We start from the raw sequence: 26,169 nt of genomic DNA on the forward strand, positions 1-26,169 counted from the left end.
AAAAATGGAGTAATTATCGTTTCATAATAGCAAGTTGATTTATTTCAGACTTATTAATTATTAAAATTTATGTCAAATAAATGAGGATAATTGATTAAAAAGCGGATTAACTGTCATACATGCATTTTTTACAAAATTTTAGAATTTAATTTGGTTAATCAAAAAATAATTCAGATGTTTGACAAATCAAAATAGAAGAAAAATGAATTTAATGGTTTGCAATACATGTATGATGGTGTGTAGTTTTACACAGAGGTCTGCTATTGCATAATTTTAAATTTTAAAATATATACAATCAAACCTCTGCAAACCGCAGAGGTTTTTTTTTAATAAAAAAATAATAAAATGAATTCTCAAATTAATAAAATTATGATCTGTTGTTGTATGATGTGCTTGTGCGCACCTCCATGCTATTATCAAAAGCGAACGACCTTATCATAGTATAATTAATCCTATTGTAAAAGTCCTTTTGATATAAAATTCAAAGGGACTTTTTTGTTTTCAGTAAGTTATAAATTAAAATAAAAACAATGCAAAATCAATTTTTAGAAAGTTTGGATGGTCAGATTAATATTGAAGAAAGCTTGAAGAATCTTTCCACGCAAGTAAGCGGAAAGATTGTTTTTTCTACAAGCTTTGGAATAGAAGATCAGGTATTGTCACATATTATATTTCAAAATAAAATTGAAAATATTGAAGTATTTACTTTGGACACAGGTAGACTTTTCCCGCAAACTTATGCTGTTTGGGACAAAACGCTTTTACAATACAAAGCAACTATTAAAGCTTACTATCCAAACAACGAAAAAGTAGAAAATTATGTTAATGGAAACGGAATAAATGCATTTTATAATTCGGTTGAATTGCGAAAAGAATGTTGTTTTATCCGAAAAGTTGAACCATTGACCAGAGCTTTAAAAGATGTTTCTATCTGGATTACCGGTTTGAGAGCAGAACAATCAGACAACCGAAGTGACTTAAAAAAAATAGAATGGGACGAAGAACGGCAACTCTACAAATACAATCCATTATTAGATTGGACAACAGAAGAAGTCGTCAATTATCTTAAAAAACACGGAGTTCCTTATAATACACTCCACGATGAAAACTTTGTCAGTATTGGTTGTGCACCTTGCACCAGAGCTACACAACCGGGAGAAGATTTTAGAGCAGGACGATGGTGGTGGGAAGATAAATCAAAAAAAGAATGTGGATTACATCGATAATTAATTAAATAAAATGCAATGTCAAATACAAATCATTATTTAGAACAGTTAGAAAACGAAGCAATCTATATTCTTCGGGAAACCGCAGCTCAATTTGAAAAACCTGCTCTTTTGTTTTCCGGAGGAAAAGATTCAATTGTCTTAGTTCATTTAGCATTAAAAGCGTTTAGACCTGGCAAATTTCCATTCCCATTGGTACATATTGACACGGGTCATAATTTTCCTGAAGCTATTGCCTTTAGAGATTATTTGGTAAATCAAATCGGAGAAGAATTGATTGTGGCATCAGTTGAAGACAGTATTAAAAGGCACAATTTAAAAGAAACAACCGGTCGATTTCCATCAAGAAATTCACTTCAGACCTATGCTTTGTTAGAGATTATTCAGGAAAATGAGTTTGATGCCTGCATTGGTGGTGCTCGTAGAGATGAAGAAAAAGCAAGAGCAAAAGAACGAATATTTTCGGTTAGAGATGATTTTGGACAATGGAATCCAAAGCTGCAACGCCCTGAATTGTGGGATATTTTGAATGGAAAGATACAAAAGGGAAATAATGTTCGTGTTTTTCCAATAAGCAATTGGACTGAATTAGACGTTTGGAATTACATTCAAAAGAACAATATCGAGCTGCCAAACTTGTATTTCGCTCACGAAAGAGAATGCATAGTACATCATGATAAGTTAGTAGCAACCTCAAAGTTTATCCAACCATTAGAAGGAGATACTGTTGTTGTTGAAAAAGTTCGCTACCGAACCGTTGGCGATATGACTTGTACTGCTGCGGTTTTATCAAATGCCACCACCATTCAGGATATTATTGATGACATTATAATTACAAAAATTAGCGAAAGAGGACAAACCCGTTTAGACGATCAGCTTTCGGAAGCGGCAATGGAAGATAGAAAGAAACAAGGATATTTTTAAAAATGCAAAACATGAACACACTAAGATTTATAACCGCAGGAAATGTTGATGATGGCAAAAGTACTCTGATTGGTCGACTACTATACGATTCTGATAGTATTCACACTGACCAATTGGGTATTTTACAAAAACAGACCAAACTAAAGAACGTTGATATTGATTTATCATTGATTACCGATGGTCTTCGTGCGGAAAGAGAACAAGGAATTACGATAGATGTTGCCTATAAATATTTTGCTACCAAAAATAGAAAATTCATTATAGCTGACGCGCCGGGACATGAGCAGTATACACGGAATATGATTACCGGAGCTTCCAATTCTGATGTGATTATTGTTTTGATAGATGCAAGAAAAGGTATTACAGAACAAACGAAACGTCACGCCAGCATTGGTTCGTTGATGGGAATCAAAAAGATTATCGTCGCAGTAAATAAAATTGATTTGGTGAATTATTCGCAATCCATATTTAAGCAAATTAAAGCCGACTTTGAAAAATTGAAATCGGAATTAAACTATAACGAAATCCACTATATTCCTCTAAGTGCGTTGGCTGGAGATAACGTAGTAACCGTTTCAGAAAACACAAACTGGTACAATGGGCAACCATTATTAGCCATTTTGGAAAATATAAATCCGGATACTACCAAAAATTTAGATTCTCGTTTTCAGGTGCAGTTAGTTATACGTCCAAGAGATGAAGAAAATCACGATTATCGAGGTTATGCCGGTTTGGTATTGAGCGGGACATATAAAACCGGTGACACTGTAACCATACTTCCGGCTAATTTGGAAACTAAAATTGATAAAATTGAAAAAAACCTGCAAGAAGTAACTATTGCCGCTGCTGGTGATAATGTAGTGCTTCATTTTGAAAACAATATCGACATCAGTCGTGGCGATACCGTTGTTTTATCAAATAAACTACCAACAGAATCAAATCAAATTAAAACATGGATTTCTTGGTTAGACAATACGCCACTCCATTTAAATAAAACTTATTTGTTGCAACATCGATTTAGAAATGTTAGAGTAAAAGTGCAACAAATAGAACAAAAATGGAATGTTAACGATTGGAAATTCACACAATCGGATGAAATAAAGTTAAATGACATTGCTCAAATAACCATCAAAACAAGTCAGCCTTTATTTTTTGATTCTTTTGATGAAAACCCAAAAACGGGCAATGCAATTTTAATTGACGAAACCACTTATAATACTGTTGGATCCTTAATGTTTATATAATATGTCATACACTATCTACATAAAAAATCAAGAACGGGCTAAAAGTCCCATTGATAAAAAACAAGTCGAGAATTGGGTTGATGAACTAATCAATTGGTTATTCGATATTAATCAGGAGTATAGTAATTATAGATTTTTTCAAAATAAAGAAAAACTAATTCATATACAATTGCAGGACATCCTGGCGAAAGTAGTTGAAGATACAGATGAAATTCTGGTGTGTTCTAATTACTTTTTTGATCAAATTGAACATTTGCATTATGTTCTCAATAACGATTTAGAAACAATTGTCAATTTTGATCCATCTGCAAAATCAAAAGAAGAAGTACTCATTGCCTATCCTGGTTTTTTTGCTATTACAGCGTATAGGATTGCAAATGTTTTTTGGAAGTTGAACATACCAATTCTTCCAAGAATCATTTCGGAATATGTGCATAGCCGTACAGGAATAGACATGCATCCGGGTGCTGAAATAGGTGAAAATTTCTTTATCGACCACGGAACAGGAATAGTAATAGGGGAAACGACTAAAATTGGCAATAATGTAAAGATTTATCAAGGTGTAACCTTGGGTGCATTATCGGTTTCAAAAGACAACGCTTCTGTAAAACGACACCCAACTCTTGAAGACAATGTAACCATTTATGCTAATGCTACGATTCTTGGCGGAAATACCATAATTGGAGCAAATTCAGTAATAGGAGGTAATGTGTGGATAACACAATCGATACCTCAAAATTCATTGGTGTATCATAAAAGTGAAATCGCAATAAAAAAGAAAAGTGATTTCCCTGAGCCTTTAAATTATGTAATATAAAATAAAGCCTGTTGTCAATAACCAAAAAATTAGGAAGTGAAACTTAAAAATAAAATAAAATGAAAGCAAACAACATTCTGGAAACCATTGGAAATACACCGGTAGTAAAAATTAACAGCCTTTACGGTGCCAATAAAAATGTATGGATTAAATTGGAAAGATCTAATCCGGGTAACAGCATCAAAGACAGAATTGCATTGTCAATGATTGAAGATGCGGAAGCAAAAGGGTTATTAAATCCGGATAGCGTAATTGTTGAACCTACTTCGGGAAATACAGGAATTGGTTTGGCATTGGTGGCAGCGGTAAAAGGCTATAAAGTGATTTTGGTAATGCCGGAATCCATGAGTGTGGAACGCCGAAAATTGATGGAAATCTACGGAGCAACATTCGATTTGACACCACGTGAAAAAGGAATGAAAGGCGCTATTGAAAGAGCTGCCGAATTAGTAGCCCAAACGCCAAATGCATGGTCGCCGTCTCAATTTAACAATCCAGCCAATGTTACGGTACACAAAGAAACTACAGCACAGGAAATTTTAGCCGATTTTCCTAACGGATTGGATTATATCATCACTGGTGTTGGGACTGGAGGGCATATTTCGGGTGTGGCTGAAGTAGTAAAAGCCAAATTTCCGAATGTAAAAGTGATTGCGGTTGAACCCGAATTATCTCCGGTATTAAGTGGAGGCGCACCTTCTCCACATCCTATTCAAGGAATTGGCGCTGGTTTTGTTCCGGAAAATTATCACGGAAAATTTATCGACGAGGTCATTCAGGTTTCAAAAGACGAAGCCTTTGAATACACCAGAAGAATTGCCAAACAAGAAGGAATATTAGTGGGGATTTCAACAGGTGCTTCTTTAGCTGCCGTAGCCAAAAAAGTAGCCTCTTTACCTGATGAGGCAGTTGTTTTAACCTTTAACTATGATACAGGCGAACGTTATCTTTCGATTGAAGGATTGTTCTAAAAAGCAATACTATTTTATAAGTGAAATAGCCCCAACTTAAAAATAATAATATGATACAGAAGATAAAAACAGGAAAAGTAATTTTGGCTGGTGCCGGTCCGGGTGATCCCGATTTAATTAGCGTCAAGGCATTAAAATGCCTGCAAACGGCAGATGTGATATTAACAGATCGTCTGGTTTCTCCAATTTTAATCGAGGAAAATGCCAAAAAGGATGCTGTTGTAATTTATGTTGGTAAACAATGTTCAAAAGGAATTCATACACCACAACAAGACATCAATGAGTTGATGGTGAAGTTTGCCCTTCAAAACAAATTGGTTTTACGATTAAAAGGTGGCGATTCCTGTTTGTTTTCTAACATTTTAGATGAATTAGAAGCATTAGTAGCCAACAACATTCGTTACGAAATCATTCCCGGAATTTCTGCAGCATTTGGTGCTGCGGCATACACTGGAATTCCATTAACAGCTAGAGGATTTTCCCGCGGTGTCCGATTTTTAACATTGTATGATTTAAAAAATGTTACTAAAAATCAGTGGACAGATTGGTCAGAAACCGAAGATACCTTGGTGTTTTACATGTCAGGACAAAAGCTTTCTACTTTAACTAACTATTTATTAGATAATCATATTAGTCATAATAAAGGTATAGCAGTTGTGCAACAAGCAACTACTCCAAATCAAAAAACGCAAATTTTCAGTTTTGCGGCACTTTCAAAAAAGAACCTGCCTGACTTTGAATTTGTGCCAACACTAATTATCATTGGAAATGTAGTGAATCTTCATCAACAATATAATTGGTTTAAAGAAAGTAATGCTAAAGATTCCTATTTCGATAATCATAAAACAATATACCAAGATGCTGTCTGAAACAAAATTAGCGTTGTTGCACCAAATTATCCAAAATGCAACAGCCGAAGAAATCATATGGACTAAAGGCTATTTAGCTGGTTGTTTAGATAGAAATTTAAACGGTTTATCTAATTCAAATCAACCATTGTTAACTGGTGTATCTGTTAAACCATTAATTATATATGGAACAGAAACCGGGAATTCCAAAAAAGTAGCCATTCAATTATTGTCAAATTTTAAGAAACATAAAATTCAGGCAAAAGCCATCGATGTATTTCAATTTGATGTGGCCAAATTAGATAAAGAAAATTTGATATTGTTTGTGATAAGTACACAAGGCGAGGGTGAATTTCCACAAAACGCTGTTGCTTTTTATGACTATTTGAAAACAACCAATATTAATTTAAACAATCTTTCCTATGCAGTTTTGGGATTAGGTGATACTTCCTATCCACTGTTTTGTAATGCAGGTGTTTTGTTGGATGAAGTTTTAGTTGAAAAAGGAGCGAAAAGATTACTGCCTTTAGTGAAAGCCGATTTGGATTTTGCCGATACTGTAACTGCATGGGAAAATGATTTGAAAAGCATATTTCAGAATCAAGTTCCTGTAAAAACAGAAATTAAGACTATAGTTCCAAAGTCGAATCACAAAAAGAATTATACCGGACAAATTAGTCACAAAATAGTTTTAAATGATAGAGAATCTAATAAAGAAACATATCATATCGAAATAACTTCAAATGATGAAATTGAATACGAACCAGGAGATGCTTTAGGAATTATTCCAAAAAACACAGCTGAGGATGTTGCATTTATTTTAAATTATTTTGAAACGGCTGCCGCCAAAAAAATAAAAATAAAAGAAGAAAAAGATAGTGCTGAGAATTGGTTATTAGGAAGAAATATACGTGGATTAAGCAAACGTATAGTAGATCAAATCGCACTATTACTGGAAACGAATACTATTGAAGAAAAAGCAGATTTAATTACCGTTTTGAAACAAAATAAAAAGCCGGAAAAGGCTAAAATAGAAGCGTTACTTGAGATTTTATTGCCCGTTGCACCACGTTTATACTCTATATCATCCTCTTCAGAGGCACACGACGGACAAGCTCATTTAACGGTAAATCTAAATAAGTTTTACAAAGATGATGTAGAAAAAACAGGTTTTGCATCACAGTATTTGGCCGATTATCCTTTGCATACAGAGCTGGAATTTTACATCCACAAAAACAATAATTTCCGATTGCCTTCAGACGAAACTGATATTATTATGATTGGTCCTGGAACCGGAATTGCACCATTCAGAAGTTTCATTTCTCAAAGAGATGTCACTGGTGCTGAAGGAAGAAATTGGTTGTTTTTTGGAGAACAACATTTTGTTTCCGATTTCTATTATCAAACCGAAATTCAGGAATGGATTGGAACCGGAACTCTAACAAAATTAGATACAGCATTTTCTCGTGATCAAAAAGAGAAAGTATATGTACAGGATAGAATTCGTGAAAAAGCGAATGAATTTAACAATTGGCTGCAAAATGGCGCCAGTCTTTACATCTGCGGACAAAAAGCCCCAATGAGTATTGATGTAGAAGCAGCAATTATAGAAGTTATTGCTAACGAAAGAAATATCTCTAACGATGCCGCAAAACAAGTTTTAGAAGATTTAGAAGCTGCAGGGAAATATCAAAAAGACGTATATTAAATTATAGAAAAAATGAGCGAAAAATTATCTGCTAATGAAGCAATAAAGACCCAAAGTGATGGTCTTAGAGGAACATTAAAAGAAAGTATTGATTTAGATAATCACACCGGAAGTGTGCGTCCAGATGATGAATTTTTAGTCAAATTTCATGGTATGTATGTGCAGGACGACCGTGATCGCAGAGCTGAAAGAGCAGCGAAGAAATTAGATAATTTATATTCCTTTATGATTCGTTTGCGAATTCCAGGCGGTGTAATTTCTGCTGAACAATGGATTGCAACTCATGAAATTTCAGAACAATACGGAACGGGAACTTTAAAAATAACAACACGACAAACGGTTCAATTGCATGGATTGTTAAAACATCAAATACGTCCAACTATTCAGGCGTTTAATACGGCCAAATTAGATTCGATTGCGGCTTGTGGCGATGTAAATAGAAATGTAATAGCAACTTCACATCCACAAATTTCGCCACTTCATAAACAAATACATGATTATGCGGATAAAATATCGACTCTATTACTGCCAAAAACACAATCGTATTATGAAGTTTTTATTGATGGAGAAAAGATATATGAACGTTCTTCTGAAGCCGATCCATTATATGAAGACCGATACCTGCCACGGAAATTTAAAATTGCCATTGCAATTCCGCCAAGTAACGATGTAGATGTATTTACGAACGATATCGGATTGATAGCCATTATTGAAAACAACCAATTAAAAGGATTTAACATTGCTATCGGCGGTGGTTTAGCAACAACTCACGGAAACCCAAACACCTATTCTCGTTTGGGAAGTATTATTGGTTTTACTGATACCGAAGAAAAAACGTTAAAAGTAGTTTATGAAATTTTAACCGTACAACGCGATTTTGGTAATCGTGTGGACAGAAAATTATCGCGATTAAAATATACCGTTGATAAATTAACTGTAGAAGGTTTTAAAAAAGAACTGGAAAGTCGTATCGGATTTAAATTAGAAGCTGAGAAACCTTTTAGTTTTAGTGAAAGAAGTGACCGTTTTGGTTGGGAGAAAAATCATGAAAACACCTGGTTTTATACATTATTTGTAGAACACGGAGTTGTAAAACCGTATCAAAAGCAGTTTTTAAAAGAATTAGCAGAACTAAAAATATCAAACTTCATTTTTACAGGAAATCAAAATTTAATCCTGGGAGAAATCGCTGATTCCGATAAACCAAAAGTGGAAGCATTATTAAAAACGCATGATATTGAAAAGCAGGTAAGTGCTTTGAGAAAAAACTCTATGGCATGTGTGGCATTGCCTACTTGCCCATTGGCATTGGCTGAAGGACAAAGATATTTGCCGGAACTGGTAACCAAAATTGAACCAATTCTACAGAAATACAACCTTACGAATGATGAAATAACAATCAGAATGACAGGTTGTCCCAATGGTTGTGGGCGTCCTTATGTGTCCGAATTGGGTTTTGTTGGAACCGGTCCGGAACAATACAATTTTATGTTAGGCGGCGACAGATATGGAGAGCGTTTAAACAAATTATATAAAGAAAAACTAACTGAAACTCAGATTTTAGAAGAAGTAGATTTTTTATTTAGTCAGTATGTAAATGATAAAAATGAAAATGAAACTTTTGGAGACTTTGCTTTTAGAAAATTTTAGAGATATGAGAATAGAAACTAACAAAAAACGAAGGACTTTTTTTTTGAATCAAAATTATGTGATAATGTATTCATGTTGTTGCTGTTGCTAAAACAGAGAACACCATAAAAACATATAAATCACATAAAATAAATAAAATGAAAAATAGTAAAAATTATATACACGTAATTGTTTTTTTTCTGATTGCATTCAAGCAAATCGCTAACGCTCAAGAGAATACTAATCAAATATCAGGAGTTATTTTGGATAAGACTAATTTGGCTCCTATTTCGGATGCGACTATCATTGTTAAAAACAGCAATGTTTCGGTAGTGGCAGATGCCGAAGGGAAGTTTGTCATAAACGCCGAAGTTCAATTCCCGGTTGTACTTCTAATATCAAACTTCGGTTATAACTCCAAAAAAATAGAATTATCCTCTTATCAAAACAATCTGGTTGTTGAATTAGAAGCCAAAGAGACGCAGTTGTTTGAAGTCTTGGTTACTTCCAGAAGAAGAACGGAAGTAGTACAGGATGTACCTGTACCCATTGCGGTGGTAACTGCCAAACAAGTTGAAGAATCGGGTTCGTTTAATGTGAACAGGGTCAAAGAACTGGTACCTTCGGTACAATTGTATTCGTCGAATCCCAGGAATACTACATTGAACATTAGAGGATTGGGTTCTACTTTTGGCTTGACCAATGATGGTATTGATCCTGGAGTTGGGTTTTATGTAGATGGAGTTTATTATGCTCGTCCTGCAGCTACTTCACTTGATTTTATTGATTTAGAAAGAATTGAAGTATTGCGTGGTCCGCAAGGAACACTTTTTGGAAAAAACACGACTGCAGGTGCTTTCAATATTACAACAAAGAAACCCAATTTTATTCCTTCCTCGACAGCTGAGCTAAGCTATGGTAATCATGGATATATCCAGGCGAAAAGTTCTATTAATGGGGAATTGTTTAAAAAATTTGCCGGAAGATTGTCTTTTTCAGGAACACAAAGAGATGGTGTAATTGAGAATGTTAGAACTGGGAACTCTGTAAACGACATCAATAATTTAGGCGTAAAAGGACAATTGTTGTTTGTTCCCAATGAAAAAACAGAAGTTATACTATCGGGTGATTTCTCCCAGCAAAGACCTGATGGATATGCACAGGTGCTTGCTGGTGTGGTAACTACACAACGTGCGGCCTACAGACAGTTCAATCAGATTATTGCCGATTTAGGTTACGAGTTGCCATCGTTGAATGCTTTCGATAGAAAAATTGACCACGATACACCATGGAGATCAAACAATGATTTAGGCGGTGTTTCGTTAAATATTGAAAGAGACATTGCAGGAGGAACGTTAACGTCAACTACAGCGTGGCGCTACTGGAACTGGGATCCATCAAATGACAGGGATTTTACAGGCTTGTCGGTACTAAGAAAGTCAAAAGCACCATCGGTTCATAACCAGGTTTCTCAGGAAGTTCGTTATGCCGGAGATTTATCTAAAAAAGTTTCGGTTGTTTTCGGAGTGTATGCTATTGGACAGGATTTAAAATCGTCTCCTTACCACACGGAAGAATCGGGTGATGCACAATGGCGATTTTCGCAAAGTACGACCAGTTCTAACTGGCAAACTCCGGGTTTGTTTGAAGGTTACGGAATTAAAACAAGATCTTCATTGAAATCGCTGAGCGGTGCTGTATTTGGGCAATTGGATTGGGCTTTGACATCAGATTTACACATATTACCGGGCTTGCGATACAATTATGATGAGAAAGAAGTTGATTACGATAGAAAAACATACGGAGGTTTAGAAACAACCGATCCTGCATTGATAGCACTTAAGAAGTTGGTCTATTCGGATCAGGCATTTAAAGCCGATGTTTCAGATAACAATTACTCAGGTCAATTAACCGTTGCCTATAAAATTTCGGATAATTTTAATTCATTTGGAACGTATGCGAGAAGTTTCAAACCTGTTGGTGTAAATTTAGGAGGATTGCCAACTGCGAATGGCGAAGTGCTTACTGATTTGGCAGTCGTTAAACCAGAGGCGGTAGAGCATTTTGAAATCGGTGTAAAAACAAACCCAACACCAAATTCAAGAGTTAATGTCACTATTTACAGTACCAATATCAAAGACTATCAAACCCAGGTGCAAACAGCTGAATTGGGCGTAAACAGAGGTTATCTAGCCAATGCGGAAAAAGTTAGAGTGAATGGTGTGGAACTGGAAGGGAATGTCAGATTATTAAAAGACTTAAGTCTAAATGCGAGTTTGTCTTATACCGATGGTAAATATGTTTCCTTTAAAAATGCCCCTGTGCCTTTGGAAGAAACGGGTGCAGCACAAGCTTTTAAAGATGTTTCGGGCGGAAGATTGCCTGGCGTTTCGAAATGGTCAGGCTCGGTAGGCTCTGAATATACTGCTGATGCCAAATTTCTTAAAAGAGAAGGTCGCTTTTTTGTGGCTTTGGATTCCTATTTCAGATCTGAATTTTCTTCAAGTGCCTCGCCTTCAAAATATTTAAATGTTGAAGGTTATGCGCTATTCAATGGTCGATTTGGATTTAGAGTTCAAAGCGGTTTGTCTGTCTCGATTTGGGCACGCAATCTTTTGAATAAAGATTATTATGAGCAATTATTACCCGGAGCCGGGAATGCCGGACATTATGCCGGTGTTTTAGGAGATCCGCGAACCTACGGAATTACGTTAAAGTATGTATTATAAAAAATCGAGATATGACTAAAAACAAATTATTCGTATTGGGTGTTTTTGCTTTTTGTAATACCGTGTTTTCTCAAGAGAATGCTGTAGTCAACTATCCACAGGTAAAAGGATACTTTGCTGTACTGCATCCTATCGTAACAGTAAACAGAGATGAAACTTTATATAATTTTTCAGACTCTTATACGGTGGGTTTTCCAACCGGGATAAATGTTCTGAAAAATGATCGTTTTGGTTATAGTTTTGAGGTTGTCCCTTTTATAAAGACAGTCGATGGTAAAGATAAAGTGGCTAATGTGCTTTTCCATCCCGGGCTTTTGTTTCGGTACAAGCATGGCTTTACATTTGTTTCAAGACTGGCTTTTGAGACAGGTGGCAGATATGGTTTTACCGCTGTTTTTAATAAGGTTATTGTCAAAAGTAAAGACGTTAGTTATTTTGTTGCGACACCATTACCGGTTCGTTTTGGAAATGAACATCCACCTTCCATTGGAGTTGGTATCCAATTTGGAGCGACTTTTTAATACACATAGTAGATACAAAATTTAAAATGACAGGTATTGTCAAACAATAATTTAAAATGGCAAACACACTTTTCCCTATATTCTTAAAAACAGAAACTGCTCACTTCTTAATTGTGGGCGGTGGAAATGTTGGCTTGGAAAAAACCGAAACCTTATTGAGGCAAAATCCCAATATCAGGATTACTGTTGTGGCGACTTATTTTCATGCCAATTTAAAAGAAATTGTTCAACAAAATAGTAATGTAATAGCAATCGAAAGAGCTTTTGATGAGAATGATTTAATTGATAAAGATTATGTAATTATTGCCACAGATAAACCTAAAGTTAATTTAGAAGTTAGAGAATTAGCTCGTTCTAAAGGAATTAAAGTTAATGCAGCAGACCAACCCGATTTGTGTGATTTTTATTTGGGTTCAATTGTAAACAAAGGAAGTTTAAAGATTGCTATTTCTACAAATGGAAAATCTCCCGTTTTAGCCAAACGGATGCGTGAATATTTTACGGATGTAATTCCGGATAATATTGAAGATAATTTGACTGTTTTAAATGATTTTAGAAATAAGCACAAAGGAAATTTTGCAGAAAAATTAGCTGACTTAAATAAAATCACAGAAAATTTTGCAACAAAACCACAAAATAAAGAAAACAGAAAATTAAAGCAATTAACTTTTGTTTTAGCGCTTTCTTTTTTAATGTTATTTACAGGCTATGGTCTGTCAACTATTGTAACTGTTTCTGATTTAAAGTATGGATTGAGTGCTATTCCAAATGAGTTTTATGGCATGTTACTCATTGGTTTTTTAGCGCAATTAGTTGATGGTGCTGTAGGTTTGGGTTATGGAGTTACTTGTGCTACGAGTATGATGCTTTTGGGAATTAACCTTCCGGCAATAAGCGGTAGTATTCACACGGCAGAAATGTTTTCAAGTGGCATAAGCGGTTATTCTCATTACAAATTTGGAAACGTAAATAAAAAATTGTTTTATTGGCTCGCAATTCCGGGAGTTTTTGGTGCGATAGCTGGTGCCTTGTTATTAATTTACTTGGGAAATAAATACCAAACCATTGCTTATATTATACTATCTATTTACACAATGATTATTGGTGTTCGATTAATCATTTTAGCCTTTAGAAAATTAAATAGGAAAAAGAAAATTAACTATACAGGTTTTCTTGGGTTTTCCGGAGGTTTTCTAGATGCTTTCGGAGGTGGTGGTTGGGGGCCAATAGTAGCCTCAACATTATTGGCTAAAGGTAGAAGATCGAGCTATGTAGTAGGCACAGTAAGTTTAGCCGAATTTTTTGTAACACTAGCTGCAGCCATCACTTTTTTTAGCTCAATTGGGATAAGTCATTGGTATATTATTCTCGGATTGATTCTCGGAGGAAGTATTGCGGCACCATTTGCTGCAAAATTAGCCGGTAAAATGCCGCAAAAAATGGCTTTGCTTTTGGTGGCTTTTTTGGTTATTGTTTTCAGTTTAAGAGTGCTAGTTAAAATGATATAACATGAAAATAAAATTAAAGCGATTAAATGAAGATTTTCATTTTCAGGCAACAAATGAACGCGGACATCAAATAGAAATTGACAGTCGTAAAGAATTTGGAGGCAACGATTTAGCGCCAAGTCCAATGGAATTATTACTAATGGCTGTAGCTGGCTGTTCGGCAATTGATATAGTTTCTATTTTAAAAAAACAAAAGCAGCAAATCGAACTTTTTCAAGCAGAAGTGGATGGCGCCAGAGTAAAAGAAGGAGAGGCAACTCCTTTCAAGGAAATCAACCTCACTATTTTTTTAGAGGGAAAAATTGAACCTAAGAAAGCAGTTAAAGCAGCCCAACTATCTTTTGAAAAATACTGTTCGGTTGCCAAAACAATTGAACCAACTGCGACCATTAAGTATAAAGTTATTTTAAACAACAACGAGCTATGATATTTGACGAACATTTCGAAACCAGAGCCATAAGAACGCAAACCGAAAGAACACAGTATCTTGAGCATTCCGTTCCTTTATACCTAACTTCAAGTTTTATTTTTGAAGATGCCGAAGATATGCGCGCCTCTTTTGCAGAGGAAAAAGATAGAAATATTTACAGCCGGTTTAGCAATCCGAACACTTCAGAATTTGTAGAAAAAATGTGCGTCATGGAAGGTGCTGAAGATGGTTTTGCCTTTGCAACAGGAATGGCAGCAGTTTATAGCACTTTTGCCACATTGCTAAATTCTAATGACCATATCCTTTCAGCAAGTAGTGTCTTTGGATCTACTCACACCTTGTTTACCAAATATTTTCCAAAATGGAATATATCAACTTCCTATTTCGATATCAATAAACCTGAAACAATTGAAAGCTTTATTCAGCCAAACACCAAAATTATTTATGCCGAATCGCCTACAAATCCTGCGGTTGATATTATCGATTTGGAAGTCTTGAGTGCCATTGCCAAAAAGCATAATCTCATTCTGATAATAGACAATTGTTTTGCAACACCATATCTTCAAAACCCTATACAATTTGGAGCCGATTTAGTAATACATTCTGCTACAAAATTAATAGACGGACAAGGAAGAGTTATGGGCGGTGTTGTTGTTGGGAAACAGGAATTAATAAGAGAAATTTACTTATTCTCAAGAAATACTGGTCCGGCATTATCTCCTTTCAATGCTTGGGTGCTTTCAAAAAGTTTAGAAACACTAGCTGTTCGACTAGAGAAGCATTGTGAAAATGCGTTAAAAGTTGCTGAATTTTTAGAATCAAATGCAAATGTAAAATTGGTTAAATATCCATTTCTAAAATCGCATCCCCAATACCAAATTGCAAAAAAGCAAATGAGATTAGGCGGAAATATTGTCGCTTTTGAAGTAAAAGGCGGAATAGAAGCGGGAAGGACTTTTTTAGATAAAATAAAATTGTGTTCACTTTCTGCTAACCTTGGAGATACAAGAACCATCGTTACTCATCCTGCCTCAACAACACATAGCAAATTAACAGTAGAAGAACGATTGGCGGCTAGTATTACCGATGGATTGGTAAGGGTATCTGTTGGTTTAGAAACCGTTTCTGATATTATAGCCGATTTGCAACAGGCTTTAGAAAAGTCATAAACAAACGATTTTATTTATGCTTGTGTGATGAAGGATTAACTTCGTTGATCCCATTTTGGGGAACCATGAGCAAGAAAAACCAAAACATGGCTATTCAGTCATGTTCTTTTTTTATTTTCTATCTACTTACAAAAGTGAGCTTTTGACGTAGCCATAAAATAAAAAAACCGAAACTTACGTTTCGGTTTTTCTTGTGGGCGATGAGGGATTCGAACCCCCGACCCTCTCGGTGTAAACGAGATGCTCTGAACCAACTGAGCTAATCGCCCTGAATGCGAGTGCAAATATAGACTACTTTTTTGATATTGCAAACATATTTGAAAAAAATTATAAAATTTCTGCAACTACAAATGTGCTTCCGCCAATATAAATAAAGTCATTTTTATTGGCATTTTTCTTCGCGGCCTGATAAGCATTTGATACTGAAATATATGTTTGGCCTATGAGATTAAATTGAGCCGCTTTTTCCTTTAAAACCGCCTCATCTAAACCTCTAAAATTATTTGGCTTGCAGAAATAATAAATAGCATTTTTCGGAAATAATGGTAAAATTTCATCTAAGTTTTTGTCATTGACTAATCCCAAAACGATATGCAATTGGTCGTATTTTTCCTTTTTTAACTGATTGATGATTATTTTCAATCCGTGAGCATTATGGGCAGTATCACAAATAATGGTAGGATTTTCTCCCAATTGCTGCCATCTTCCTTGCAATCCGGTATTTTTAATTACATTTAAAAAGCCATTTTTAATATCTGTTTCGGATACAGCAAGCAAGTTTTTATCCTGCAATACTTTTATCGTTTGCAAAACCGTTTTCTTATTCTGTGTCTGGTAATCGCCAAGTAAAGCAGAAGGATAAGTTTCTCCAATCAAATCGGAAGCAAAATAAATTTCGGATTGCATTTCACTGGCTTTCGCCAAAAAAACAGGCTTAGTTTCTGGAACATATTCGCCAATAACAACAGGAATATTAGATTTGATAATACCTGCTTTTTCAAAAGCAATGGCTTCGAGTGTATTGCCTAAAAATTGGGTGTGGTCTAATCCAATATTGGTAATAACCGAAACCAATGGCGTAATTATATTAGTTGAATCCAATCGTCCGCCCATTCCGACTTCAATAATATTGATATCGGTTTGTTCCTTGACAAAATATTCAAAAGCTAATCCAACACTCATCTCAAAAAAACTCAACTCATTGGCTTCAAAAAACGCTTTGTTTTTATTTATAAAATCACAAACATAGTCTTCCGAAATTGGTGTTCCGTTGATTGCAATTCGTTCTCGGAAATCTTTTAAATGCGGTGAAGTATATAATCCGACTTTATATCCTGCTTCTTGTAAAACGGAAGCTAATAAATGGGAAGTTGAACCTTTTCCATTGGTTCCGGCAACGTGAATGCATTTTAAATGGCGCTCCGGATTTCCTAAATGTTTGGCTAACAAAACAGTATTGGTAATGTCCTTTCTATACGCCGTGGCACCTTGTGTTTGATACATTGGCAATTTGTTAAACATCCAATCAAGTGTTTCTTTATAGTTCATAATTTTCGGAAAAAAATTGGCGGGCAATATACTTTTATACGTTTTTTTTCGTTTATATTGTGATGCGAATTCGAAAACACAAAATTGAAATTATTTTCAGAATTAATCGCCATAAATTACATAAATATGATAAGCACGTTTTTACAATTACAAGCTGACACTTTAGCTCAAGCAATTCCAACTGTAGACAAAGCAAATGCTGCTTTAACCAATGAAGTTTCGGTTTTGGAATTCATTTTCAAAGGTGGTTTATTTCTAATTCCAATTGCAATTTTGTTGTTTTATACCATTTACCTCGTTTTTGAGCGCTATTTGTATATAAATAAAGCAGCCAAAATCGACAATCATCTGATGAAGGATATACGTACTCATTTGAATAATGCAAATATAGAAATGGCAGTTTCTTCAGCTGAAAGAGCCGGTAATGCGCAAGGTTACATTATCAAAGAAGGTGTGTTGACCATTGGAAGGCATATTGGAGAAATCGAAGGGAATATGGAACGTGCAGCCAATATTGAAATTGGTTATATGGAAAAGAAATTAGGACAATTAGGTCTGATTGCGGGTATTGCTCCAACACTAGGATTTATCGGAACGATTTCGGGAGTTATTAAAATTTTCTACAGTATTTCGGTAACTGAAGATATTAGTATCGGAAACATTTCCGGTGGATTGTATGAGAAAATGATTAGTAGTGGTGCCGGTTTGATCGTTGGGATTATTGCCTACAGCGCGTATCACTTATTCAACGGAAAGATTGATAACTTCTCTTTGGCAATCCAAAAGCAAGTATTAGAATTTGTAAATATAATTCAAAGACCTCATGGCCATAAAGCGAAATAAACGATTTCATGCAGAAGTCGCCACATCTTCGCTGAGCGACATTATGTTTTTCCTGTTGTTGTTTTTCTTAATCATCTCGACCTTGGCAAATCCAAATGTTATCCGAATGACATTGCCAAAATCGAAAACCAATGAAAAGACAAACAAGCAACTTATCACCTTATCGGTAACCGATGAAAAAAGATATTTCATTGACAAAGAAGAAGTACTTTTGGAACAATTGGAAACCAGATTACTTCAATTAATGGACCCTGAAAAGCAGCAAACGGTAATTATTAGAATCCCGGCTACGCTGCAAGTACAAGACTTGGTAGATGTATTGCAAATCGGAGTGAAGAACAAACTGAAGTTTGTCATTGCTACGAGTCCAAAATAGAATTTATAAAATTAAATAGTTTAGCATATGAAACTAAAAACTTTACTGTTGATGGCATTTGTAACGACATCAACTTTTGCACAAGACACCGAATTTAAATTTTCAAAAGACGGATTGACAGATTTTATTGTAACCATTTATGATGGTTCCGCTAAAGATACCTACAATAGAGCAACAGCATGGGTAAAGGATAATGCTAAGAAAAACTTTACTGTGATTTCATCTGTCGAAAATGAAAAGCTTGTGATTGAAGGAACTAAAGAGAATTTTCTTTGCAGTAAAGCAGGAGGAACAACGGTTTGTACTACAGCTACGTTTACCATCGAAATAAATTTCAAAGAAGGAAAATATAAGTTTGCTGCTCTTGGCTTGACTGAAAAACCGAATAACTCAGCGAATACTACGGTTCATAATCTGGATGATTTTTCAGAGTATTACGATAAAGATGGTACGTTGAAGAAGTATAAAGATGAAGTGCCTGCAGCTTATGAATCTCTTTTCAATGACTTGAATAAAAGTTTGATTGTCTTTATGGATAAAAAGAAGAAAGCCGAAAACTGGTAATCTTTTCAAATTAGTAAAAACAAAAAATCCCGATTGTGAAATCGGGATTTTTTTATGTTTAATTCAAACTGAAAGTATAAATTATCTTTCCAACTTGCTTTTCCGGAGCATTGCTGTCAGGCTGCCATTTGGTATTCATTGCAGCAATTTTAGCTTGGTCAAGCAAACATTTTGCTGTGTTGGTTGTTCCCTGAACACCGGCTGTAACGCTTATCGTATTCCCATTTCTATCTACAGAAACTTGAACCGCAACTCTTCCTTGCTCTTGGCATGTATAATCCGGTTGAGGCTTGCTTAATGCTTTTCGGTTGCCCAATGAATAGCCTGAACCGCTTCCGTTTCCGCCACCACTTCCGCTTCCGCTTCCTGAACCTGTGCCCGAACCACTTCCTGTTCCGTTACCCGAACCGTTTCCGCCACCGGAACCTGTTCCGCTTCCGTTGCCATAATAGCCACTTGAATTTAGATTTCCGTTAGCACTACCTTTGTTTCCACCTTTGTTATCATTTCCATCGCCACCTTTATTGCCAAGAATACTAGACAAAGCATCATCAGCACTTTTAGAAACCTTTGGTTTTACAATGGCTGGTTTTACATCTTTTTTGACAGGAACGGGAGTTTTTACATTCTCTTTTTTAGGTACAACAACATTGTCATCAGCATTATCATCAGAAATCACATCTTCGTCGGGAGTTGCTACAGCAGTTGCTTTTACCTGGTCTTTTACATTTAAGACTTCACTTTTATAGTTATCGCCCATGCCAAAATCGCTATCGCCAAAGTTCATTTCGATACCACCACCGCCACCACCGCCCATGATTTTCATGTCAGCCGGAGGCCAAAAACGCAATAGGAAAAGTAGCAGAATTAACAAAGCATACACTACTGTTGTAATGGCTAACGATTTTTTGTCATCTTCAGTTAGTTGAAAACTCATAGCTTTTTCTTTTGTTCGTTAATGAATATAACGCTTAAAAATACAAATTATTGTGTAATTGCAACAGATATTTTTTATTACACTAATTGTTTCAGAGCAATTTCAAAAGCGGTTGCGCTGATATTTTTTTTGTCTGCATGCAAATTGTGTGCCTTTTCTAATGCCTTTTTTATAGTTTCCGAAATATCGTAGAAGATAGCCTCATCGGTCATCTGTACTTTTGCCTCCATGAAGTAAGCAAATACTCTTGCCATTCCGCAGTTCGAAATAAAGTCAGGAATCAAACTTACTTTGCTGTCGGTTTCTTCCATGATGCTTCCAAAGAATATTTCTTTGTCTGCAAAAGGTACATTGGCACCACACGAAATAACTTCTAAACCATGACTGATTAAGTTATCGATTTGGTCTTTGGTTACCAATCTTGACGCAGCACAAGGAGCAAATATATCAGCACCTAATGTCCATATTTTTTGATTGATTTCTTCAAATGATATCATGTTTTGTGCTACCAATTTGTTTCCGTCTTTGTTTAAGAACAATTTTTTAATTTCGTCAAAAGTGTAACCTTCTTCGTTGATAATTCCACCTTCACGGTCGATGATACCTACAATTTTTGCTCCCATTTCGGCAAGATAAAAAGCAGCCGCTGAGCCAACATTTCCAAAACCTTGTACAATCGCTTTTTTACCCTGCACATCCCCACCATAAATATGATAATAATGACGAACAGCTTCGGCAACACCATAACCCGTAATCATGTCGGCAACAGTGTATTTTCGCAACACATCAGGAGAGAATTTAGGGTTTTCGATTACTTTGATTACACCTTGACGCAACTGCCCAATACGGTTGATTTTATCAGCTTCTGTAGGTTTGAAATGTCCGTTAAAAACACCTTCCTGCGGATGCCACACACCACATTCTTCGGTAAATGGAATTACTTCGTGAATCTCATCAACGTTCAAATCACCACCGGTTCCGTAGTAGCTTTTTAATAAAGGAGAAACCGCTTTGTACCAACGTTGTAAAACGCCCTTTTTGCGTGGGTCATTTGGGTCGAAATTAATACCCGATTTTGCACCACCAATCGCCGGACCTGAAACAGAAAATTTAACTTCCATTGTCTTGGCAAGCGAAAGCACTTCGTTCATGTCTAGTCCTTTTCTCATTCGGGTTCCACCGCCGGAAGCACCGCCACGAAGCGAATTAATTACGGTCCAGCCTTCGGCCTCAGTCTCAGAATCTTTCCAGTTAAATACTATTTCGGGTGTTTTATCTTCGAATTTTTTTAATAATTCTTTCATTATGTTGTTAGTTTATTCCGCTTCGCTTCATACAATTGGGCAAAGCCTCGGGTGTTTGTGGTGCAAATATAAGAAATGGGAATTAGGATTTGACTATAAAAAGCGCCACTCATTGGGTGGCGCTTTTTTATTATCCCTTTGTTGAAAATCCTAAGCTTGATGTTTTAGAGGAGGACAAATCATGGATATGAACTTCTTAATGGGTAGAGGCTTGGTCATAACATCTCCAACATAGGGATTACATCTTCCCTTATAGATTTCGTTGCCGCAAAGTGTTGAAGAAAGCATAAAAATTTGAGTTTCCTTTTTTAAGTCTTCCGATAGTTTATCAAATTTGGAAAGAAACTCAAATCCATCCATTACCGGCATTTTAATATCGGAAAGAATGATAAGCGACTTGTTCAGCTTACACTTATGGGTTTTTATCCAGTTAATAGCTTCCTCCCCATTATTCACTATATTTATTTCTGACATAGTAAGCGCATTTTTTAAAAGCTTACTGGTTATGATTTGGTCAATAACATTATCTTCAATTAATAAAAAAGTATAATTGTGATCCATAATAATCAAGTATAGTTTGTTTAATATGGAGCAAGCTATTGTAAAAGTCCTTATTATAATAATGCTTGTCTTTTCAAATTCGCGAAATTAAGGATAGCCAAAATGGAATATTATAGTGTTTATTTTAGAATAACACCTGAAGAATGATCGCTTTTAGCTCCGGTAACACTACTTAAAACATTGATTTCATTTCGCAGCTTCAAAACGCCAAGCAACGCAAAAATTAAGGCTTCTTTGAACTCAATAGTTTTTTTATCGGGAATGATTATTTCAAGTTGAGGTAAATGATACTGCATTCGTTCCATCAAAAAATCATTATAGGTTCCGCCACCTGTTGCTAATAGTTTGCCTTGCTTTTTGGGCAAAGCCACAACGGTCTGAAAAGCAATATGCTCTATAAATGTCCGCATCTTATCTTCAATTGGAATAGTGTATCGTTCTATCAATGGCAAGACAATCGTTTTTACAAATTCAAATCCGAGTGATTTTGGAAATGGTTTTTTGTAATAATCCAATGCATTCAATTCATTCATTAAATCAGTATTGCCTTTTCCTGAACACGCAAGTTGCCCTTTATCATCATAATCCAATCCGAGTTGATTCGCATAAAAATTCAGAACTGTATTTACGGGAGAAATGTCAAAAGCGATTCTATTTCCATTTTGCTCAAACGAAACATTAGAAAAGCCACCTAAATTCAGGCAATAATCATAATCCGAAAATAAAATTCGGTCACCAATAGGAACCAATGGTGCGCCTTGTCCGCCAAGCTGGACATCTTGAACTCTAAAATCACAAACTACAGTCTGGTTAATCAGTTTTGCTATTTTGGGAAGATTTCCAATTTGAAGCGTAAAACCATTTTGCGGCTGATGCAGTATCGTATGTCCATGAGAACAAACAGCATCGAGGTGTTGCAAATTATGTTTTTCAATAAAGGTTTTGATGACATTTGCCAACAGCACTGTATAATCGTCGTTGAGTTGCAGCAATTCGGCTTCTGGAAAATCAACGGCAATTTTAAGTTTTCCCAACCAATCATTGTTATAAGAAACCGTTTCGGTCTCAAGAATTTTGAAACTCCATTTGGTATCAACTATCGAAAAATGAATGTGTGCCAAATCGATGCCGTCTAGCGAAGTGCCTGACATTACTCCGATAACATTATAAGTTTCTTTCTGCATTGGCTAAATTTACGAAAACGTTTGAAATTTTAACTTTTATATTCTATTTTTGCTCACCAAAATTAAAGAAACAACAACACAAATCTTCATAACTATGGATTTTAATTTGAACGAAGAACAGTTAATGATTCAACAAGCGGCGAGAGATTTTGCTCAAGCTGAATTATTACCTGGCGTAATTGAAAGAGACGAACATTCCAAGTTTCCAACGGAACAAGTGAAAATGATGGCGGAATTAGGATTCTTAGGAATGATGGTGGATCCAAAATATGGTGGTGCGGGTTTAGATAGTGTTTCTTATGTTTTGGCGATGACCGAAATTGCTAAAGTGGATGCTTCGGCAGCGGTTATCATGTCGGTAAACAATTCTTTGGTTTGCGCCGGAATGGAAAAATATTGTTCAGAAGAACAAAAAATGAAATATTTAGTGCCTTTAGCAAAAGGTGAGGTTATCGGTGCATTTTGCTTATCTGAACCTGAAGCGGGAAGTGATGCGAGTTCACAAAAAACGACTGCTATTGATATGGGCGATTACTATTTATTAAACGGAACCAAAAACTGGATTACTAACGGCGGAACAGCTTCGACTTATTTGGTGATTGCACAAACCGATGTAGCAAAAGGACACAAAGGAATCAATGCGTTTATCGTTGAAAAAGGTTGGGCCGGTTTCGAAATTGGACCAAAAGAAAAGAAAATGGGAATCCGCGGAAGCGATACACATTCCTTAATGTTTACTGATGTAAAAGTACCAAAAGAAAACCGAATAGGTGCTGATGGTTTCGGATTTAATTTTGCAATGAATGTCTTAAACGGAGGAAGAATCGGGATTGCATCACAAGCATTGGGAATTGCAACCGGAGCTTACGAATTGGCATTAAAATATTCGCATGAGCGTAAAGCATTTGGCAAAGAAATTTTCAAACACCAAGCCATTGCGTTTAAATTAGCGGATATGTATGTGAAAATTACGGCTGCTAAACTTTTGATTATGAAAGCGGCTTGCGAAAAAGATGAAGGAAAAGACATTGCGCACTCAGGTTCAATGGCAAAACTGTATGCTTCGGAAATTGCTTTGGAAGTTGCCAATGAAGCGGTTCAAATTCATGGCGGAAATGGTTATGTTGCCGAATATCACGTAGAGCGTATGATGCGCGATTCGAAAATTACGCAGATTTATGAAGGAACTTCAGAAATTCAAAGAATTGTAATTTCTCGTGGTTTGGTTTCATAATTTTTCTTATATTTGAGAAGAATAATTCTTGAAAATTTAAAATTAATAATCAAAAAACCCTTTCAGCAATGAAAGGGTTTTTTGATTTAGAATATTTGCTACATTTACTGTATGTATGACGAATTAAAATATTGGTATCTCCGCGATCACAAATTATTCCGGACATTGAGTATGTCACAAATCAAGCAATTGTGCATTATTGTTGGTTTTAAAAAAGCCAAAAAAGGCGATATTATTTATTTTTCTTCTTCGGATTTGCCTCGTGTTTTTTTACTCAAAAAAGGCAATATCAAAATTGTTTCTGTTGATGAAGACGGCAACGAAACCATCAAAGACATTATCCAAAAAGGTGATTTGTTTGGCGAATTAGAACTCGAAAACGACAGAAATTCAAACGAATATGCCAAAGCCTTAACTGATGAAGTTACCATTTGTAGTTTCCTGATGTCTGACTTTGAAGATTTGCTATTGCGTAATCCAAGTCTGGCGCTGTCTTATACCAAGTTTGTTGGTTTGAAAATGAAACGCATCAAAAATAATTATGCTAATCTAATTTCTAAAGATGCCAAAACACGCCTGCTGACATTTATGAAAGAATGGGCAGAACGCGATGGAAAAAAAGAAGGAAACAGAGTCGTCATCGAAAACTACCTTACGCAAAATGATATCGCCCAAATCATCTGCACTTCACGCCAAACAGCCACTTCATTACTTAATGAATTAGAGGAAAATGGTCTGATGCATTATGGAAGAAAAGAGATTATTATTGAAGATGTTTCGAAATTGAACTAAACATAAACAGGATGATACATTTCGAGAATTATACTGTCCGACGAATAGTAATAAGCGATTTGGAAAACTACTTCTCGCTGATTGAAAATAACCGGAAAAGACTTGAGGATTTTTTTACCGGAACGGTTTCCAGAACACGAACATTTGAAGACACGGAAACGTTTTTGCGTGAAATAATTCAAAAACGTTATGCGAAACTATATTATGCGTTTGTTATAGAGAATGATGAAAATAAGGAGTTAGTTGGTTTTATTGACATAAAGAATATTGATTGGAATATTCCAAAAGCCGAATTGGGATTTTACACTGACGAACAGTATTCGGGAAAAGGAATAAGTTCAAAAGCATTTTCCTTGTTTGTGGATTATTGCTTTGATCATTTTGGTTTTTCAAAACTGTTTTTGAGAACACATGAAAGCAATATTGCTGCCCAAAAGCTTGCCCAAAAAGCGGGTTTTCAAATTGAAGGTAAAATCAGAAAAGACTATAAAACCACAAAAGGAGAAGTTGTCGACTTGATTTATTATGGAAAAATTAGAGAGTAAAACAACTTATTTACTCCAAATGTAAACTACCCGACAAAACGTTTTTTCAAACCGCTTTAGTTTTGCTTCATAATCAAAACAATATTAAAAATGAGAAGACAAATTTTAATCATGTTCGTTGCCTTTATTTCGGTGACAACATTTGGACAAACCGCTGCAAAAAGAATAGCCGATTTCAATCTGGATAAAAAAACAGCCATTCAGGGATATGATCCAGTGGCGTATTTTACGCAGAAAAAAGCAGTAAAAGGGAAAGCAACTATAGTCGCAACTTATGAAGGTGTGACCTATAATTTTTCTTCGCAAACCAATAAAGACCTGTTTCTAAAAAATCCAGCGGGTTACGAACCGCAATATGGCGGTTGGTGTGCTTTTGCGATGGGCGATTATGGCGAGAAAGTGGAAATCAATCCGGAAACGTTTAAAGTTTTGGATGGCAAATTGTATTTGTTTTACAACGCTTTTTTTAATAACACTTTGAAAAGCTGGAACAGGGATGAGGTTAATTTAAAGAAGAAAGCTGATGCTAACTGGAAGAAAATAATCAACTAAAGGAG

At 35.6% G+C, this 26,169-nt stretch carries 25 protein-coding genes and 1 tRNA gene; 20 read left to right on the forward strand and 6 right to left on the reverse strand.

The features are described 5' to 3' along the window. Positions 1 to 530: 530 nt before the first annotated feature. The 13 genes from GS03_RS05515 (at position 531) to GS03_RS05575 (ending at position 15,724) form a co-directional block, all read left to right on the forward strand. Entirely contained in the window at positions 531 to 1,226 is a 696-nt protein-coding gene (locus GS03_RS05515) for a phosphoadenylyl-sulfate reductase (RefSeq protein WP_136151561.1), read from the forward strand. An 18-nt stretch (positions 1,227 to 1,244) separates the two neighbouring features. Further along, the gene (cysD, locus tag GS03_RS05520) at positions 1,245 to 2,150 is read left to right on the forward strand and encodes a sulfate adenylyltransferase subunit CysD (RefSeq protein ID WP_136151562.1); all 906 of its coding nucleotides are present in this window, start codon (positions 1,245 to 1,247) and stop codon (positions 2,148 to 2,150) included. Positions 2,151 to 2,161: 11 nt separating this feature from the next. Next, entirely contained in the window at positions 2,162 to 3,394 is a 1,233-nt protein-coding gene (locus GS03_RS05525) for a sulfate adenylyltransferase subunit 1 (RefSeq protein ID WP_136151563.1), read from the forward strand. Between the two features lies 1 nt (position 3,395). After that, complete coding sequence (epsC, locus tag GS03_RS05530; RefSeq protein ID WP_136151564.1) at positions 3,396 to 4,211, forward strand: serine O-acetyltransferase EpsC; 816 nt, start codon at positions 3,396 to 3,398, stop codon at positions 4,209 to 4,211. Between the two features lie 59 nt (positions 4,212 to 4,270). Beyond that, entirely contained in the window at positions 4,271 to 5,182 is a 912-nt protein-coding gene (gene cysK / locus GS03_RS05535; RefSeq protein ID WP_136151565.1) for a cysteine synthase A, read from the forward strand. Between the two features lie 50 nt (positions 5,183 to 5,232). Beyond that, a complete protein-coding gene (cobA, locus tag GS03_RS05540) occupies positions 5,233 to 6,051 on the forward strand; it encodes a uroporphyrinogen-III C-methyltransferase (RefSeq protein ID WP_246034182.1) in 819 nt (272 codons plus the stop codon). After that, entirely contained in the window at positions 5,996 to 7,738 is a 1,743-nt protein-coding gene (locus GS03_RS05545) for a diflavin oxidoreductase (RefSeq protein ID WP_136151566.1), read from the forward strand. The genes cobA and GS03_RS05545 overlap by 56 nt, the downstream gene beginning before the upstream one ends. Positions 7,739 to 7,750: 12 nt before the next feature. After that, positions 7,751 to 9,388, forward strand: coding sequence for an NADPH-dependent assimilatory sulfite reductase hemoprotein subunit (locus GS03_RS05550; RefSeq protein ID WP_136151567.1), 1,638 nt, complete (start codon positions 7,751 to 7,753; stop codon positions 9,386 to 9,388). Between the two features lie 137 nt (positions 9,389 to 9,525). Further along, positions 9,526 to 12,096, forward strand: coding sequence for a TonB-dependent receptor (locus GS03_RS05555; protein ID WP_136151568.1), 2,571 nt, complete (start codon positions 9,526 to 9,528; stop codon positions 12,094 to 12,096). 11 nt (positions 12,097 to 12,107) lie between these two features. Continuing rightward, positions 12,108 to 12,617 (forward strand): hypothetical protein, encoded by a 510-nt coding sequence (locus GS03_RS05560; RefSeq protein WP_136151569.1) that lies wholly within the window; start codon positions 12,108 to 12,110, stop codon positions 12,615 to 12,617. Positions 12,618 to 12,673: 56 nt separating this feature from the next. Then, positions 12,674 to 14,125 carry a TSUP family transporter gene (locus tag GS03_RS05565; protein WP_136151570.1) on the forward strand — a complete coding sequence of 484 codons (1,452 nt, stop codon included), beginning with the start codon at positions 12,674 to 12,676 and terminating at the stop codon, positions 14,123 to 14,125. 1 nt (position 14,126) lies between these two features. Further along, a complete protein-coding gene (locus GS03_RS05570) occupies positions 14,127 to 14,552 on the forward strand; it encodes an OsmC family protein (RefSeq protein WP_136151571.1) in 426 nt (141 codons plus the stop codon). Next, complete coding sequence (locus GS03_RS05575; protein WP_136151572.1) at positions 14,549 to 15,724, forward strand: trans-sulfuration enzyme family protein; 1,176 nt, start codon at positions 14,549 to 14,551, stop codon at positions 15,722 to 15,724. Before GS03_RS05570 ends, GS03_RS05575 begins: the two co-directional genes overlap by 4 nt. Before the next feature lie 194 nt (positions 15,725 to 15,918). On the opposite strand, the gene GS03_RS05580 is transcribed toward GS03_RS05575, so the two are convergent. Both GS03_RS05580 and GS03_RS05585 read right to left on the reverse strand, forming a co-directional pair. Next, positions 15,919 to 15,993, reverse strand: a tRNA-Val gene (locus GS03_RS05580). A gap of 58 nt (positions 15,994 to 16,051) precedes the next feature. Continuing rightward, positions 16,052 to 17,272, reverse strand: coding sequence for a bifunctional folylpolyglutamate synthase/dihydrofolate synthase (locus tag GS03_RS05585; RefSeq protein ID WP_136151573.1), 1,221 nt, complete (start codon positions 17,270 to 17,272; stop codon positions 16,052 to 16,054). A 129-nt stretch (positions 17,273 to 17,401) separates the two neighbouring features. Here GS03_RS05585 and GS03_RS05590 point away from each other — a divergent pair, with 129 nt between their 5' ends. The 3 genes from GS03_RS05590 to GS03_RS05600 are packed head-to-tail and all read left to right on the forward strand — an operon-like array spanning position 17,402 to position 19,055. Then, a complete protein-coding gene (locus tag GS03_RS05590) occupies positions 17,402 to 18,115 on the forward strand; it encodes a MotA/TolQ/ExbB proton channel family protein (RefSeq protein WP_168710318.1) in 714 nt (237 codons plus the stop codon). Then, positions 18,096 to 18,491, forward strand: coding sequence for an ExbD/TolR family protein (locus tag GS03_RS05595; RefSeq protein ID WP_136151574.1), 396 nt, complete (start codon positions 18,096 to 18,098; stop codon positions 18,489 to 18,491). Before GS03_RS05590 ends, GS03_RS05595 begins: the two co-directional genes overlap by 20 nt. Before the next feature lie 27 nt (positions 18,492 to 18,518). Then, positions 18,519 to 19,055 (forward strand): DUF4468 domain-containing protein, encoded by a 537-nt coding sequence (locus tag GS03_RS05600; protein WP_136151575.1) that lies wholly within the window; start codon positions 18,519 to 18,521, stop codon positions 19,053 to 19,055. A gap of 58 nt (positions 19,056 to 19,113) precedes the next feature. On the opposite strand, the gene GS03_RS05605 is transcribed toward GS03_RS05600, so the two are convergent. The 4 genes from GS03_RS05605 to GS03_RS05620 all read right to left on the reverse strand — a co-directional run bounded on the left by GS03_RS05605 (position 19,114) and on the right by GS03_RS05620 (position 23,041). Continuing rightward, positions 19,114 to 19,992, reverse strand: coding sequence for an energy transducer TonB family protein (locus GS03_RS05605; RefSeq protein ID WP_136151576.1), 879 nt, complete (start codon positions 19,990 to 19,992; stop codon positions 19,114 to 19,116). A 77-nt stretch (positions 19,993 to 20,069) separates the two neighbouring features. Then, a complete protein-coding gene (locus tag GS03_RS05610) occupies positions 20,070 to 21,296 on the reverse strand; it encodes a Glu/Leu/Phe/Val dehydrogenase dimerization domain-containing protein (RefSeq protein WP_136151577.1) in 1,227 nt (408 codons plus the stop codon). Positions 21,297 to 21,446: 150 nt separating this feature from the next. After that, on the reverse strand, positions 21,447 to 21,857 hold the full coding sequence (locus GS03_RS05615) for a response regulator (protein ID WP_136151578.1): 411 nt from the start codon (positions 21,855 to 21,857) through the stop codon (positions 21,447 to 21,449). A 119-nt stretch (positions 21,858 to 21,976) separates the two neighbouring features. Beyond that, a complete protein-coding gene (locus GS03_RS05620) occupies positions 21,977 to 23,041 on the reverse strand; it encodes an anhydro-N-acetylmuramic acid kinase (protein ID WP_136151579.1) in 1,065 nt (354 codons plus the stop codon). 94 nt (positions 23,042 to 23,135) lie between these two features. On the opposite strand from GS03_RS05620, the gene GS03_RS05625 reads away from it, so the two are divergent. The 4 genes from GS03_RS05625 (at position 23,136) to GS03_RS05640 (ending at position 26,164) form a co-directional block, all read left to right on the forward strand. Beyond that, entirely contained in the window at positions 23,136 to 24,275 is a 1,140-nt protein-coding gene (locus GS03_RS05625) for an acyl-CoA dehydrogenase family protein (protein WP_136151580.1), read from the forward strand. Between the two features lie 111 nt (positions 24,276 to 24,386). After that, positions 24,387 to 25,067: a Crp/Fnr family transcriptional regulator gene (locus tag GS03_RS05630; RefSeq protein ID WP_136151581.1), complete on the forward strand. Its 681-nt coding sequence runs from the start codon at positions 24,387 to 24,389 to the stop codon at positions 25,065 to 25,067. A gap of 11 nt (positions 25,068 to 25,078) precedes the next feature. After that, positions 25,079 to 25,612 (forward strand): GNAT family N-acetyltransferase, encoded by a 534-nt coding sequence (locus GS03_RS05635; RefSeq protein ID WP_136151582.1) that lies wholly within the window; start codon positions 25,079 to 25,081, stop codon positions 25,610 to 25,612. Positions 25,613 to 25,702: 90 nt separating this feature from the next. After that, a complete protein-coding gene (locus GS03_RS05640; RefSeq protein WP_136151583.1) occupies positions 25,703 to 26,164 on the forward strand; it encodes a YHS domain-containing (seleno)protein in 462 nt (153 codons plus the stop codon). Positions 26,165 to 26,169 lie beyond the last annotated feature (5 nt).

Origin of the sequence: Flavobacterium sangjuense (assembly GCF_004797125.1) — a bacterium.
In the GTDB taxonomy this organism is placed as follows: Bacteria; Bacteroidota; Bacteroidia; order Flavobacteriales; family Flavobacteriaceae; genus Flavobacterium; species Flavobacterium sangjuense.

Bases quoted from the DNA above. Each gene is read 5' to 3' on its own strand.
- GS03_RS05515 (WP_136151561.1), top strand. From the start codon at position 531: ATGCAAAATCAATTTTTAGAAAGTTTGGATGGTCAGATTAATATTGAA.
- cysD (WP_136151562.1), top strand. From the start codon at position 1,245: ATGTCAAATACAAATCATTATTTAGAACAGTTAGAAAACGAAGCAATC.
- GS03_RS05525 (WP_136151563.1), top strand. From the start codon at position 2,162: ATGAACACACTAAGATTTATAACCGCAGGAAATGTTGATGATGGCAAA.
- epsC (WP_136151564.1), top strand. From the start codon at position 3,396: ATGTCATACACTATCTACATAAAAAATCAAGAACGGGCTAAAAGTCCC.
- cysK (WP_136151565.1), top strand. From the start codon at position 4,271: ATGAAAGCAAACAACATTCTGGAAACCATTGGAAATACACCGGTAGTA.
- cobA (WP_246034182.1), top strand. From the start codon at position 5,233: ATGATACAGAAGATAAAAACAGGAAAAGTAATTTTGGCTGGTGCCGGT.
- GS03_RS05545 (WP_136151566.1), top strand. From the start codon at position 5,996: ATGCTAAAGATTCCTATTTCGATAATCATAAAACAATATACCAAGATG.
- GS03_RS05550 (WP_136151567.1), top strand. From the start codon at position 7,751: ATGAGCGAAAAATTATCTGCTAATGAAGCAATAAAGACCCAAAGTGAT.
- GS03_RS05555 (WP_136151568.1), top strand. From the start codon at position 9,526: ATGAAAAATAGTAAAAATTATATACACGTAATTGTTTTTTTTCTGATT.
- GS03_RS05560 (WP_136151569.1), top strand. From the start codon at position 12,108: ATGACTAAAAACAAATTATTCGTATTGGGTGTTTTTGCTTTTTGTAAT.
- GS03_RS05565 (WP_136151570.1), top strand. From the start codon at position 12,674: ATGGCAAACACACTTTTCCCTATATTCTTAAAAACAGAAACTGCTCAC.
- GS03_RS05570 (WP_136151571.1), top strand. From the start codon at position 14,127: ATGAAAATAAAATTAAAGCGATTAAATGAAGATTTTCATTTTCAGGCA.
- GS03_RS05575 (WP_136151572.1), top strand. From the start codon at position 14,549: ATGATATTTGACGAACATTTCGAAACCAGAGCCATAAGAACGCAAACC.
- GS03_RS05585 (WP_136151573.1), bottom strand. From the start codon at position 17,272: ATGAACTATAAAGAAACACTTGATTGGATGTTTAACAAATTGCCAATG.
- GS03_RS05595 (WP_136151574.1), top strand. From the start codon at position 18,096: ATGGCCATAAAGCGAAATAAACGATTTCATGCAGAAGTCGCCACATCT.
- GS03_RS05600 (WP_136151575.1), top strand. From the start codon at position 18,519: ATGAAACTAAAAACTTTACTGTTGATGGCATTTGTAACGACATCAACT.
- GS03_RS05605 (WP_136151576.1), bottom strand. From the start codon at position 19,992: ATGAGTTTTCAACTAACTGAAGATGACAAAAAATCGTTAGCCATTACA.
- GS03_RS05610 (WP_136151577.1), bottom strand. From the start codon at position 21,296: ATGAAAGAATTATTAAAAAAATTCGAAGATAAAACACCCGAAATAGTA.
- GS03_RS05615 (WP_136151578.1), bottom strand. From the start codon at position 21,857: ATGGATCACAATTATACTTTTTTATTAATTGAAGATAATGTTATTGAC.
- GS03_RS05620 (WP_136151579.1), bottom strand. From the start codon at position 23,041: ATGCAGAAAGAAACTTATAATGTTATCGGAGTAATGTCAGGCACTTCG.
- GS03_RS05625 (WP_136151580.1), top strand. From the start codon at position 23,136: ATGGATTTTAATTTGAACGAAGAACAGTTAATGATTCAACAAGCGGCG.
- GS03_RS05630 (WP_136151581.1), top strand. From the start codon at position 24,387: ATGTATGACGAATTAAAATATTGGTATCTCCGCGATCACAAATTATTC.
- GS03_RS05635 (WP_136151582.1), top strand. From the start codon at position 25,079: ATGATACATTTCGAGAATTATACTGTCCGACGAATAGTAATAAGCGAT.
- GS03_RS05640 (WP_136151583.1), top strand. From the start codon at position 25,703: ATGAGAAGACAAATTTTAATCATGTTCGTTGCCTTTATTTCGGTGACA.